The organism is Salinicola rhizosphaerae (genome assembly GCF_014652715.1).
Classification (GTDB): Bacteria; Pseudomonadota; Gammaproteobacteria; order Pseudomonadales; family Halomonadaceae; genus Salinicola; species Salinicola rhizosphaerae.
In genome coordinates, this window is record NZ_BMZI01000007.1 from 13874 (window position 1) to 28224 (window position 14351).

Here is a 14351-nt window from a genome sequence, read left to right on the forward strand (position 1 = left end):
GCAGGCAGCCCGGATACGATGCCGCGACGGGGGGCGATCTCCCGCCCGCCGTCGCGGTACTTCCACTATCGTCTGCTTACTGCATCATTCGATCACGGGTTCCAGACGGCATCGCCGTTCGGACCCTTGATCTCGCTCCAGCTCTGGCGAACCATCTCGGCGACGTTGTCCGGCATCGGCACATAGTCGAGGCTCTGAGCGGCATCGCCACCGTTGTTGTAGGCCCAGTCGAAGAACTTGAGCGCCTGCGCGGACGCATCGGCATTCTCTGCCTGCTTGTGCATCAGGATGAACGAGGCACCGGTGATCGGCCAGCTGTCATCGCCCGGCTGGTTGGTCAGGACCAGGTACATGCCCGGCGCGTCCTGCCAGTCGGCGTTGGCCGCGGCAGCCATGAAGCTATCCATGTTCGGCTCGACCACGTTGCCAGCCTGATTCTTCAGGTGCATCAGGTGCAGATCGTTCTGTGCGGCGTAAGCGTACTCGACATAGCCGATGGCGCCGTTGGTATTGGCGATCTGGCTTGCCACCCCGGCGTTGGCCTTGGCGCCAACCCCAGCCGGCCAGGCGACGGACTTGCCTTCACCGACGTTGTTCTTGAACTCATCGCTCACCTGAGACAGATAGTGAGTGAAGAGGAAGTTGGTGCCGGACCCTTCGGCGCGATAAACGGGCGTGATGGCCGTATCCGGAAGATCGACATCCGGGTTCAGTTTGGCGATGGCCTCGTCGTCCCAGTTGGTGATCTCACCCATGTAGATGGCAGCGAGCGTCGGACCGTCGAGGTTCAGCGACCCATCGATACCATCGACATGGAATGCCGCGACCACGCCGCCCATGACCATCGGCCACTGCAGCAGGCCATTCTTGTCGAGCTCTTCCTTGGTCATCGGTGCGTCGCTGGCACCGAAGGTGACCGTCTTGGCAGTGATCTGCTGGATACCGCCGCCGGAACCGATGGCCTGGTAGTTGAGGCCGATCCCGGACTCGTCCTGATAGGCATCCGCCCACTGCGAGTAGACTGGATACGGGAAAGTTGCGCCGGCACCGGTAATGGCTTCCTGCGCCTGGGCACCAGCGGCGCCCAGCACCAGCGAACCTGAAATGAGGGTTGCAAAGACGTGTTTAAGCATAGCGATATCCTGTTTCCACCTTGGATGCGTGAGCGATAACGACGTTGCGAAGGTTGCCAACACTCTCGGGATGACACCGTACGTCAGCCCCGTGACACTTTTATGACAGCCCTGTCATCGTTTTGAAAAAAGACATTCGTCGAGTGCCCGCCGCTATTGTGAAAAAACCATCGACCGATCCTGGTTACCGTGATCGTCGATGGTTTCTCTATCGATATATCGAATGTGCAGCCGATATATCCAATGTGCAGCGAATCTGATGCGCCGCAACCTCCGCAGGCACACCTTGGCAGGATCGGATGACAGGAATATGACACGCGTCAGCTCACGTAACGAAGCGTCACGACACCGTTATGCCCCCTCCTCATTCAGTTCGCCATCTGAACTGGCTCGACCGGCCAGCAGACGCACGGAGAGATTGCCGGCGAGCGTTGCCGTCAGCATCGTCAGCACCGTCGGCCAGGCGCTGGCCAGCTCGAACGCCCCGACCACCGCACCGGAAATCGCACCGCAGGTGAACTGAAGGCAGCCCTGCAGCGCCGTTGCGGTCGCACTCATGCGGGGGAAGTGGTCAAGCATCGAAGACATCGCATTGGGACCGATCAGCCCCTGCATGCCGACGAAAACCACCATCAATGGCGCCACCGTGAAGATCGTGTCGAAGCCTGTCGCGACAAGCCCCACCAGGCCAAGCCCGGCACACAGCTGCACGCCGAGGCCCAACCGCAGGTTCTGCTGCGGCGTGCGAGTCCTCAGCAGGCGAATGTTCAACCGGCTGGATGACGCCATGATCAGGATATTGGCCCCGAAGACGAATGGATAGAGCGTGGTGGATAGCCCATAGTGCTCCATGTAGAGATAGGGCGAGCCGGTAATGAAGGCGAACATGCCGGCAAACGACATCGATACACCGCCGATGTAGCCCATCGCCTCGCGGTGCTTGAGCACGCTGGCGTAGTTGCCGAGTATCTGGCGCGCCGAAGGCGCCTCCGGGTTACGCCCGTGGGTCTCTGGTAGAAAGCGGCCCAGCAGCAGCAGCACGAACGCCGCATACACGGCCAGGAACAGGAAGATCAGCCACCAGTCCGCCAGATGCAGCAGCGCGCTGCCCAGTGCCGGCGCGACCAGCGGGGCCATCATCAGGATCATGACCATCGTCGACATGACCTTGGCCGCCTCGCGGCCGCTGAACCGATCACGGACGATCGCCGCCGAGTTGACCACGCACGCGCCGCCGCCCAGCGCCTGGACGAAACGGAAGCCCCACAGTGTCTCCAGCGACCCGACCTGCGTCAGCGCCAGGCTCGCCAGGAAAAACACGCATAGCCCGGTCATCAACACCGGTTTGCGCCCGTACCGGTCCGATAGCGGCCCGCAGATCAGCTGTCCGAGTGCAAACCCCAACAGGAAGACGCTGAGAGAGAGCTCGGTATGGTGGACGCTGGCGCCAATCGACGCCGCCAGCGATGGCATCGCGGGAAGATAGGCGTCAATCGCCAGCGGCGCCAGCGCCGTGTTGGCGGCCACCAGCAGCGCAAGACGACGCGCAGTCAGGACAGTCACGTCTACTCCTTGATCGATATCGTCGCGCCGGCCACCAGAGCATGGGGTCTGTGTTCGTGTGAGACCGACCCCCGCCCCGGCGTCTGCCGACGGACAAAAAATGAAGCGCCACCGGGATCGGTGGCGCCTGACAAAGCCGCTGAAACTCGATGACGGCGCCAGCACGACGGCCGCGATGACTTCAACACTGACGGCGGTTTCAACGCTGGATCAGTGGGACGACGCCTTGGCTCGCTGAGACTCCAGCAATTCCACCAGCGGCTGAAATTCATGGCGATTGTGATCGCTCATGTGCATGAGAATGCGGTGCGCTTCGAGAATCCGCTGATGGATGCCGCTCTCGTCGGACTCGACATGGGGCAACTCGGCCAGATCGGCGGGTTCCGTCAGCGGTGCCTCGACCAGCGTGAAGTAGCGCGAAAAGCCCATCACATCGAGCATGCGACGCACATCCGGGTGCTCGGCAATGATCGTCGCCGGCTGCTCCAGCCGCCCCTTGACCGCCAGTGCCACCTTGGCAAGGAAGCCAAGCGCAGTGGAGTCGACGTTGGTCGTCTCGCGCAGGTCGACCATGACCGCCCTCAGCCCCGGCAGGTCCGCCAGTCGCTGCGCTTCGGCATCGAGCGTCGCACAGAGCGTGAGACGGACGTCACCGCAGAGTTTGAGCACGAACACGCCCGACTCGAAGGCCGCCTTGATTCGCCCCTCATTCATGGTCGAAACCACTCAGTGTCATCATGCTGAGATCGTCCGGCAGTTGATCTCCCAGCGCGAGTCCATCCCTCAGATCCTCGACGCCGGAACAGCGTGTCACACGATGCTCGAGTTCCGTGAGCCGTGCTTCCAGTGATGTCTGCGGCAGGCACTCCAGCACGCCATCGGAACAGAACCAGAGGCGAAATGCTGCCGGCAGCGGACAGCCGTAGATGGGGTATTCGACATCGGGAAACAACCCCACCGGCGGGCCTTTTCCGCCCAGATACGTCGCCTGCCCGTCGCCTTGCAGAATCGGCATCGGCAGCTGGGCGCCGAGCGCATAGTGCAGAAAATGCCGCTCGTGGTCCAGTACCCCGGCGAAGACCGTCGCGTGCTTGCCGATCCCCGTCTCGAGCAGCTCCCGATTGAGCTCTCCCAGCCATCGTGACGGGAAGGCTTCCGGCAGCAGCGTGCGCCACTGCGACAGCCAACGATTGCATAGATACTTCAACAGCACGGTGACGAACGCCGACGAGGCGCCATGACCGGCAACGTCAGCGAAGTAGAAGAAGCTGAAGCGATCGTCGCAGCGCTGAAAGTCGAGAAAGTCTCCCGACAGATAGAGCGATGGCGCAAACCAGTGATCGCAGCGCACGCCCAGATGGGTGATGCCGGATGGCGGCAACAGCTTGCGCTGCACGTGGCCACCGGCGCGCTGATCGTCTCGCAGCATCTCCAGATGACGCTCGAGCCGGTCGTTCAGCGACGCAAGCTGGGCGTGGCTTTGGGCGTGCGCCTGCGAGAGCTGCTCGAGTTCCAGCGCCCTGACGATCAATCGGCGCAGGATATCGATGTGCTCGAGCGGATCGACCAGATAGTCGATGAGTCCGGCATCGATCGCCTTGTGAAGATCGCCATCACGCCGACTCTCGCTGATAACGATGGTCGGCAAGCCCCGCGAGAGATGTTCCCAGCCCTCGTGAGAGACGGCACGCACATGCGCGACGATCAACTCGCACTCGTTCGGCAGCGCTGCCGGAGAGTTCCCGACGTGCAGCGTGACATCGAGCTCGCCGATCCCGGCCGCCAGCGCGTCACGCGCCGGGCCAGGCAGATCGATCAGTCCGATCGTGGTGCGCGCGCCACTCGGCGTCATGGCCACGAGATCACTCGGCGAAGTCGTCTTCACTGTAGTCGAAGTCGTCGCCGAATCCGCCACTGGCAAAGGGATCCTCACCCGCCGCGCCGTTGCTGACCTCGAACTGACGCCGCTGCAGATAGGCATCGCGGATGAAGCTGTAGCGATCTCCCTGGATCAGCGACTCCTGATCGAGCAGGCCGGCGCGCAGATCGACGTAGCGCAAGAACGTCAGCCCGTAGCGCCACTTGTCTTCCTCGACGTAGGTCAGCGGGTAGGTGTAGTGATCGACCGGCAACCCGCTGGCATCGCGGACCGTGCTTGGCCCTAAAATGGGCAGCACCAGGTAAGGGCCGGAACCGACGCCCCAGACCCCCAGCGTCTGCCCAAAATCCTCTTCGTTCTCGTTCAGGCCCATGCGCGTCGCCGGGTCCAGCAGTCCGCCGACGCCAAGCACCGTATTGACCAGGAAGCGCCCGGAAGCGACACCGGCGTTGCCCCACTGCCACTGGAGCACGCTATTGAAGACGGTGCCGATCTCGCCAAGATTGGAGAAGAAATTGCCGACGCCATCCTGAACGGGATCCGGGGTAATGGTGTCATAACCCTGCGCAATCGGCTTCAGCGCGTACCGATCCAGCGTATCGTTGAATTGATAGACCCCACGATTGAATCCCTCCCAGGGATCCTGAGGGTTGGTCGCCTCGCTCGAAGAGGCGCAGCCGCCCAGCGCCGCTGCCACGCAGACGCCGCCCAGCCAGTGGATTGATTTCATCAACACGCATTCCCTTTACGCAGTATCACACTGCCCGCACTGTAGCCCGCACCGAAGGAACACACCACCCCTATGTCGCCCTCTACCATGTCCTCGCGGTGCAGATGCAGCGCGATGATCGACCCCGCCGAACTGGTGTTGGCATAGCGGTCGAGAATGATCGGCGCCTCGGCAGGGGAAGGTTCGCGCCCCAGTACCCGCTGGGCGATCAGATCGTTCATGTGCCGATTGGCTTGATGCAGCCAGAGACGTTTCACGGACTCGCCGGTCAACGACTGGCTGTCGAGATGCTCGAGAATCAGGCGAGAGACTAGCGGGCACACTTCCTTGAATACCTTGCGCCCCTCCTGCACGAACAGCTTGTCGGCCAGGCTTCCGTCCGCCTCGGCCAGACGATTCAGGAAGCCGAAGTTATTGCGGATCGCATTGGAGAACTGCGTCGTGAGACGAGTCCCCAGTACCGTGAAGTGTTCTCTCTCCTGAGCCAGATGATCGGCCTCGAGCACGATCGCGGTGCAGGCGTCACCGAAAATGAAATGACTGTCCCGGTCGCGAAAATTGAGATGTGCCGAGCAGATCTCCGGGTTCACGATCAGCACGCGATCGAGACTGCCCGCGCGAATGGCGTTGGTGGCCATGTCGATGGCGAAGGTGGCGCTCGAGCAGGCCACGTTCATGTCGAACGCATAGCCGCCGGCACCGAGCGCCGCCTGCAGCTCCACCGATACCGCCGGATAAGGGCGTTGAAGATTGGAGCAGGCAACAATGACCAAATCGATATCGCCCGCCGTGATCCCGGCCTTGTCCAGCGCCTGATTCGCCGCTGCCAGACCCATTTCTGCCTGCATCGACAGTCTGTCGTTGGGCCGTTCGGGAAGATAAGGGCGCATCCGATCGGGATCGAGAATGCCACTGGACTCCATTACGTAACGGCTATGGATGCCCGATGCCTTGACGATGAATGCTTCGCTCGAGTGCGCCAGCGGCTCACGCTCGCCCCGGGCGATAGCCTCGGCGAATCGCACATTCTCGGCATCGGCCCAGGCATTGAAACTCGCTACCAGTGCGGCGTTGTCGATAGACTCCGGCGGCGTATACAGCCCGGTCGCGGTAATCACGGCTTGCGTCATGGCTCCTCCTGGCGGCGCTGACCGCTCTTCGATAATTACGCACACCGCGTCGACACGGATGCGCGTCAGATGCGCTGCCCGGTCAGCTCCTCCCAGCGGCGCGCCAGTCTCTTTTCCGACACACTTTCGAGCGTGCCAAGCTGCTGGGCAAAGAGCGACACGCGCCACTCCTGCAGCCACCAGCCAAACTCGATCAACGCCTCATCGACGATTCCGTCACGGTGGGTCGACTCCCGTCGGGCGTCCAGGCGTGCTTCCCACTCCTGCACCTGCTGCATGGAGAGCTGATCGCGACGCCGGTCCCGCGGCGCCTTCTCCAGGCGTATTTCCGCCGCTTGCAGATACCGCGGATAGTGCGCAAGCCAGGGCCCCGCATCGCGCACGAAGCCCGGATAGACTAGCCGCTGCATCTGCGCCCTCAGGTCACTATAGGTCAGCGCCAGCGCCAGACTGACATTCCCTTTCAGCGCCTTGGTCACTGCCAGGTGACCCTGGAGAGCCGGATGCAGATCCTTCATCAGCGACTCGGCATAGCTCACCAGATCGCCCCGCCAGTGCTCGAGCCGTGCATCGAACGCAGCGCGGGAGCGCGGGAGAGGGTCGGCCGCGACCGTCTGCGCCAGGCAGGCATCGACGATATCGTTGGCCAGCTGTGCCTGCGTGCCCACCTTGGCAAACAGCAGTGCGCAGGACTTCAGCGCAGGCAGGTCGCGCTGCAGATAGCGCACGGTATCCGGCAGACGCCGGCGTGCCAGCCGAATCAACCCTTCTCGATGCGCCGCTTCAGCGCGGGCGGCATGGTCGAACCAGGCGACACCGAATTCATCGTCCTGTTCGACCAGCGCGGGATAGACCTCGACCTGAATACCCGCCTGGCGCGTGGTGCGAGACGTCGGCAGCGCTTCCTGCGGCAGCTCGCTCAGCGCCTCGACGCTCTCCTTCTGCGCGTCCGCCAGCGCCTTCGCGCCCTCGGCGGCCGCCTCGTTGAAACGGTTCTGCAATACGTGAAGATCACGTCCCTCGCCGAGCACGACGCCTTCGTGATCGACCACGCGCAGATTCATGATCAAATGCGGTTCGAGCTGGTCGAGCGCCCAGACCGTGGGATCCAGCCGGGTCCCCGTCTTGACCCGCAGGAACTCGCCCAGCGCCTCCTCCACCGGACGCTCGTCCGGCGTCAACGTCGCCAGCGCCGCGTCGACCCAATCCGGGATCGGCACGATCTGCCGCCGCAAGGACTTGGGCAGCCCCTTCAATAGCGCGATGCACTTCTCCCTGAGCAGTCCCGGCACCAGCCAGGAGAGCCGGCCCGCCGGCAGCTGCGCCAGCATCACGACCGGTACCGTCATGGTCACGCCATCATCGGGCGCACCGGGGGCGAAGTGGTAGCTGAGCGGGTAGCGCACCCCGTTGAAGACCAGTTCGTCGGGGTACTGTTCGACGCTGACATCGTCGGCGTCTCTCGACATCAGGGCGGCCTTGTCGAGCTCCAGAATCCCCGGAGACTCTCGCTCGGCACGCTTGCGCCAGCTCTCGAAACTCTTGCCGCTGGCGATATCGGCGGGAATGCGCTCGTCGTAGAACGCGTAGAGCGTCTCCTCGTCGACCAGGATGTCACGCTTACGGGCACGGTCCTCGAGCTCCTCGACTTCCGCCACCAGCGCCCGGTTGTGCGCGAAGAATGACGCGCGCGTCTCGAAATCGCCCTCCACCAGCGCGCGACGAATGAAAAGTTCACGCGCTTCGCCCGGCGCCACCTTGGCGTAATCCACCCGCCGTCCGGTGACGATCGGCAGCCCGAACAGCGTGACCTGCTCGCGAGCGATGACCTGCGCACGCTTGCGCTCCCAGTGCGGGTCGCTGTAGGCGCGCTTGATCAGATGTGCCGCCTGCGGCTCTATCCACTCCGGCTGGATCCGCGCCGCGTCGCGAGCGAACAGGCGGCTGGTCTCGACCAGCTCACCCGCCATCACCCACTTGGGTGGCTTCTTCGACAGCCCCGATGAGGGGTGAATCACGAACTTGCGATTACGCGCCCCGAGAAATTCACGGCTCTCCGGCTGCAGCTGGCCCAGGTTGGAAAGCAGCCCGGCAAGCAGCGCTTGGTGCAGCCGATTGGCATCGACGCTCGGTTGCTTGTCCGGCTCGTCGCCACCGGGTTCGGCTGGCTGCATCGCACTGGTGAACTCGAGCTTCATGTCTCGCGTCAACTGACGTAGCTGGCGGTAGGTATCGTGCCACTCGCGCAGGCGCAGGTAGCTCAGGTAGTGATCGCGACACCAGCGGCGCAGCTGGTTACCGGAGAGTTCCTCGCGCGCCGCGTCGAAACCCTGCCAGAGATTCAGCCAGGCCACGAAATCGGAGTGCGGGTCCTCCCACTGCTTGTGTTTCTGATCGGCGGCCTGGCGCTTCTCCGCCGGTCGCTCACGCGGGTCCTGAATCGCCAGCGCGCTGACCACGATCAGCGTCTCGCGCAGACAGCCGAACTGTTCGCCCGCCAGCACCATGCGACCGAGCCGGGGATCGATGGGCAGCCGCGACAGCCGCCGACCGAGCGGCGTCATCGTCTCGCCCGCATCGACCGCGCCGAGTTCGAACAGCAACCGGTAGCCATCCTTGACGAAGCGCGGGTCCGGCGCGTCGACGAACGGAAAATCGAACACGTCGCCAAGCTTCAGCGCCAGCATCGACAGGATGACGGATGCCAGGTTCGTACGCTGGATCTCGGGTTCGGTGAACTCGGGACGAGAGAGAAAATCCTCCTCGCTGTAGAGACGGATGCAGACGCCCTCCGCCACACGACCGCAGCGTCCCTTGCGCTGATCGGCGCTGGCCTGGCTCACCGGTTCGATCGGCAGACGCTGGACCTTGGCGCGGAAGCTGTAGCGACTCATGCGCACCAGCCCCGGGTCGATCACGTAGCGGATGCCCGGCACGGTCAGCGAGGTTTCCGCCACGTTGGTCGAGAGCACGATGCGCCGCCCGGCGTGAGACTGGAACACCCGATTCTGCTCGGCGTTGGAGAGCCTGGCGTAGAGCGGCAGAATCTCGGTGCTCTTGAGTTCGGCCCGGCGCAGCACATCCGCGGTTTCCCGTATTTCGCGCTCGCCGGGGAGGAAGATCAGGATGTCTCGCGGGCCGCTGTACCAACGTTTCTCACGCTCGATGCCATCGATCTCGTCGACCGCGGCAAGAATCCCCTCCTGTAGCGAAAGATCGTCTTCCTCGCGGGATTCCCGCACCAGCGGCCGATAGTGCACGTCGACCGGGTAGGCGCGACCGGAAACCTCGATCACCGGCGCCGGACGCGACTCGCCGTCTCGCTCGACGGCAAAATGACGCGACAGCCGCTCGACGTCGATCGTCGCCGAGGTGATGATCACCTTGAGGTCGGAACGTCGCGCGGTCAGACGTTTGAGATAACCCAGCAGAAAATCGATGTTGAGGCTGCGTTCGTGCGCCTCGTCGATGATGATCGCCTCATAGCGAGTGAGGTCGGGATCGTGCTGCGTCTCGGCTAGCAGAATACCGTCGGTCATGAGCTTGACCAGCGTGTCATCGCTGCTCTGGTCGGTGAAACGCACCTGATAGCCGACCTGCTGCCCCAGCGGCACCTCCAGCTCCTCGGCCAGTCGGCTCGCGACGGAGCGCGCCGCAAGCCGGCGCGGCTGGGTATGCCCGATCATGCCACGACGACCGAGCCCCAGCTCCAGGCAGAGCTTGGGCAGCTGCGTCGTCTTGCCGGACCCGGTCTCGCCCGCCACGACCACGACCTGATGCTCGCGCAACGCCTCGAGAATGGTCTCGCGCTTGGCCGCCACGGGCAGCGATTCGGGATAGGCGAGCGTCACCGGCTGGCGCTGACGCCGCTCGACGACGTCGCGGGAGGCCTGCAGTCGCGCCTCGATCTCGCCAAGCGAGCGATCAATCGGTTTACCGTCACGGGCACGGCGGGCCAGCCGCGAGAGACGCCGGCGCTGCTCATGAGCATCACGCAGCATGCATGACGCCAGACGCGTCTCGAGATCGTTCAGAGTTTGCAGGGATTGTGAAGCGGTAGCGCTCAAGAGTTCCTCGACATCGGCAACGACACGGTCAGCCATTCGCGATGGCTGACCGTCCATTGTAGCGCCCTCCCGGCCTCGACTCACGCCGACCGATTGGCGGACTCAGTCTCTCACGTCGAGGGTGCTGCGGATTCGTCGCGCAGCTCTCGCCGGAGCACCTTGCCGACGTTGCTTTTCGGGAGTTCATCGCGAAGCTCGACGAACTTCGGCACCTTGTAGCCGGTCAGCTCCTTCTTGCACCACTGACGCAGCACCTGCGGATCGAGCGCGTCGTTGCGCGCGACCACGAACAGCTTGATCGCCTCGCCGGTCTCCTCGTCGGGCACACCGACGGCGGCCGCCTCGACCACGTCGGGATGGCCGGCGACCACCTCTTCGATCTCGTTGGGATAGACGTTGAAGCCGGAGACCAGAATCATGTCCTTCTTGCGGTCGACGATCTTGACGTAGCCATCGGGCTGCACCATCGCCATGTCGCCAGTGCGCAACCAGCCGTCCTCGTCGATCGTCTTCGCGGTATCGTCCGGTCGATTCCAGTACCCCTTCATGACCTGCGGGCCCTTCACGCAGAGCTCGCCTCGCTCGCCGCGCGCGACGGATCGCCCCTCGTCGTCGACGATGCGCACCGAGGTGCCGGGCACCGGTCGCCCGATGGTACCGATCTGCGGCGACGCCGGCGGATTGACCAACGCAATGGGCGAGGTCTCGGTCAAGCCATAGCCCTCGACGATGCCGTTACCGGTGGTGGTCCGCCAGCGCTCGGCCACCACCTGGGTCAACGCCATGCCGCCGGAAATCGTCAGCTTGAGACCGGAAAAGTCCAGCGCCTTGAAATCGTCGCGCTGGCACAGCGCGTTGAACAGCGTATTGAGCCCGACGAAGACACTGAACGGGGTTCTGGAAAGCGTCTTCACGAACCCGGCGATATCGCGCGGATTGGGGATCAGCACGTTGTGCTGCCCTGTGGTCATCGCGAACAGGCAGTTCACGGTAAACGTATAGATGTGGTAGCACGGCAGCGGCGCGATGATCGTTTCGGCGCCCTCGTCGAGCGTGTCGCCAAGCAGCTGCTGCGTCTGCAGCATGTTGGCGATCAAGTTGCGGTGGGTCAGCATCGCTCCCTTGGCCACGCCGGTCGTGCCGCCGGTGTACTGCAGAACGGCGACATCGTCGCCTCGCGAAGCGACAGGCTCGGGGCGATGACGACCGCCGGCCGCGAGCGCTTCACGCAGACTTTTTGCCCTGGGCAGCGAGTAAACCGGCACCAGCTTCTTGACGTGGCGAACGGCAAAATTGATCAGCGGACGCTTCGGCCAGGAGTGCAGATCGCCCATTGCCGTCACGACCACATGGCGTATTTCCGTCTGATCGAGGACTTTCTCCACCTTCTGCGCCATATTGGCCAGCACGACGACCGCCTTGGCGCCAGCGTCGCTGAACTGATGCCGCATCTCGCGCTCGGTATACAGCGGGTTGGTGTTGACGACGACCAGTCCGGCTTTGAGCGCGCCAAACACCACGACCGGAAACTGCAGCACATTGGGCAGCTGAACGGCGATACGATCGCCCGGCACCAGATCGGTTTCGCGCTGAAGCCAAGCGGCAAAGTGATCGGAAAGACGATCGATGTCACGGTAGCGAAGCGTCTGCCCCATGCAGCTGAAGGCAGGCTTGTCGGCGAAACGGCGGCAGGCATCGGCGATGATGTCATTGATCGACTCGAACGCCTCCATGCCTTCGAGAGGCGCCCCTGTTTCGAGTTCCGGCGAGAAGCTTTCGCTCATGGGTTCTCCTGAAAATGGCTCGGCGGGTCGTCTCTCTTATATCAGGATCGCGCGCCGGCGACCCTGCCACCAAAGTGGCAGAAAACCGCCGCCGGCCAGGAAGTTATCCGTATTGGTGGATCTGTCTGAGTGGCAAGGCTGGGGCCGGCACGTCTGCATCGCGCTTCCTCTTGAAGCCCCAGCTTCACAGTCGCGGTTCGGCGCGTCGCGAGAGTCGACGACGAGTCACCGCCCGCCGCCAGCGCAGCAGCAACCATAGCAGCACGATCACGCCGATCACGGCCCAGGTCACGGGGCGCTGAGCATAGGTTTCCACGTAAGGCCTGGCGTATCGCCAACCCTGCTGGGCCTTCTCGACGGCGATGTCCGCCATCTGCGAGGCAGAGAGCCCGTCAGTCAATGAGTCGCCGTCGGAGGAAGTGCCGAGCCCGTCGTCCTGCTCCCGCGACTGACTGGTAACGCCAGAAGCCAGATCGGCACCGCTGAGGCCCACCGCCGCATCGGGATTGAGCCGAACGATCGGCAGTTCGAAATGTAGCGTCCGGCCATCGAGGCGAGCTTCGGCCTGAATCTGGACCGGCAGCGACTCGTTGGGGTCGGTCTGCGGCACATCGATGATCCACTCGCGTGGCCCCGTCTGGCGAATCGCCAGAGGTTTACCGGTCAAGGTGGCGCTGAGCTGAGTGTTGTCGACGTCGAGATCAGGCTGGTTCGCCCGCACCACGATCTGGGTGCCGTCCTGGCTCAGCTCGGCGCTCAGCGCGGCAACCACATTGACCGTCTGCACCTGCTGGCGAATCAGTCGATCGCTGCGCGCGATCAGCGTCAGTCGTGCGTTACCGAGCTGATCGGCACCGGGTAGCTCGCCCCGATAATGGCGACCGTCGGCAACGAGCGGCGCAGCCGCCAGCCGATTGCCGTCGAGATCGTCAAGCTCGGCACTGACGGCAAGGTCGCTTGGCAGCTGATCGGGCGCGAGCGGCGAACCGTCTCGCTCGAGCCAGACATCGAGCGGCGTCGAGAAGCCGCGATAGAGGGTCGCCGGCAGCTCGGCGCTGCGAAGTACCGTGTCGGCCTGGATACTGATGCGGCTGTCACCGCCGACCTGCCCCTCGATGCGCCACTGGCCGGGCGCCGGGTCGGGCACGGTGATCAGGTCGTAACGCTGGCTGCTCTGCCACTCCACCTTGCCGGGGTGATCGTCGCGCGAATACCGCTGCCCGTCCGGGCCCACCAGGACCGGCGAATCGGCACCCGGTGCATGAAACAGCAGCGCATTGAACTCGTCGATGTCGTCGTCGATGCGGAAGTGCTGCTGGTCATCGATCGGCACCTGATCGCCAGGCACGATGCGGTCCAGCACGTCGAGAAACGCACGCAGCAGCTCATCGGGGGTGTGTGCGACCGCCGCCAGCCCGCCGGTCCGCTGGGCAATCTGCTCGAGCAGCGGCAGATCGACGTTGCTGGAGAGCGCGATGGGATGCACGACGACGTCTCGCGAGGCGAGGTCGGGCGCCAGCTGCGCGAGTATCCGTTGCCGGGAAGACGCGTCGAGATCACGTTTCCGGGCACCACTCGCGGGCAGATCGACCATCCCGTCGGTCAACAGAATCAAGTGCCTGTCGCTATCTTCTGGCGGTGCCGCGGCCGCAGCGGTCAGCGCTTTTTCGATATCGGTGAACTGCTGGTAGTCGGTCAGCCGCGAACGCAGTTCGGCGACACGGCGTCGCCAGCTATCATCGATAGGCGCGCTGGGCAGGGGATTGGCTACCGTGGTACCGAATGTCCAGATCGAACCCCGAGCGCTCGGCGGCAGTAGCGCTGCCGCGAGCCCGAGCGCATTGGCACGAAGATTCTGCGGATCGTTCTGCTTCATGCTGCCGGATACGTCCATCACCATCCGGACATCCGGCGCGGCAGGTTCCGTCTGGGCCTGGGCCAGCGCCAACCCCGGTAGAGAGAGCAGCGCCCAGAGGGCGATCGACAGCAGACCCCGCATTTCACGCTTCCTTATTGAAATAAACAGTCGAAATAAACGGTCGAAATAAACGGTTGAAATAGACAG

General features: G+C 63.6%; 9 protein-coding genes. All 9 read right to left on the bottom strand.

The genetic code is table 11. The features are described from left to right. Window positions 1-92: 92 nt before the first annotated feature. Entirely contained in the window at window positions 93-1133 is a 1041-nt protein-coding gene (gene pstS / locus IE125_RS15215) for a phosphate ABC transporter substrate-binding protein PstS (RefSeq protein ID WP_189445538.1), read from the bottom strand. A 351-nt stretch (window positions 1134-1484) separates the two neighbouring features. After that, complete coding sequence (locus tag IE125_RS15220) at window positions 1485-2696, bottom strand: Bcr/CflA family multidrug efflux MFS transporter (protein WP_189445539.1); 1212 nt, start codon at window positions 2694-2696, stop codon at window positions 1485-1487. A 210-nt stretch (window positions 2697-2906) separates the two neighbouring features. After that, window positions 2907-3410: an STAS domain-containing protein gene (locus IE125_RS15225; RefSeq protein WP_189445540.1), complete on the bottom strand. Its 504-nt coding sequence runs from the start codon at window positions 3408-3410 to the stop codon at window positions 2907-2909. Further along, complete coding sequence (locus tag IE125_RS15230; RefSeq protein ID WP_189445802.1) at window positions 3403-4548, bottom strand: SpoIIE family protein phosphatase; 1146 nt, start codon at window positions 4546-4548, stop codon at window positions 3403-3405. Before IE125_RS15230 ends, IE125_RS15225 begins: the two co-directional genes overlap by 8 nt. Window positions 4549-4558: 10 nt before the next feature. After that, entirely contained in the window at window positions 4559-5305 is a 747-nt protein-coding gene (locus tag IE125_RS15235; protein WP_189445541.1) for an MlaA family lipoprotein, read from the bottom strand. Beyond that, window positions 5305-6435, bottom strand: a complete 1131-nt coding sequence (locus IE125_RS15240; RefSeq protein ID WP_189445542.1) for a beta-ketoacyl-ACP synthase III — start codon at window positions 6433-6435, stop codon at window positions 5305-5307. The genes IE125_RS15235 and IE125_RS15240 overlap by 1 nt, the downstream gene beginning before the upstream one ends. A gap of 65 nt (window positions 6436-6500) precedes the next feature. Further along, window positions 6501-10559 carry an ATP-dependent RNA helicase HrpA gene (gene hrpA, locus IE125_RS15245; protein WP_229809148.1) on the bottom strand — a complete coding sequence of 1353 codons (4059 nt, stop codon included), beginning with the start codon at window positions 10557-10559 and terminating at the stop codon, window positions 6501-6503. A 53-nt stretch (window positions 10560-10612) separates the two neighbouring features. Further along, window positions 10613-12286: an AMP-binding protein gene (locus IE125_RS15250; RefSeq protein WP_189445543.1), complete on the bottom strand. Its 1674-nt coding sequence runs from the start codon at window positions 12284-12286 to the stop codon at window positions 10613-10615. A 184-nt stretch (window positions 12287-12470) separates the two neighbouring features. After that, window positions 12471-14285 (bottom strand): vWA domain-containing protein, encoded by a 1815-nt coding sequence (locus IE125_RS15255; RefSeq protein WP_189445544.1) that lies wholly within the window; start codon window positions 14283-14285, stop codon window positions 12471-12473. Window positions 14286-14351: the final 66 nt, after the last annotated feature.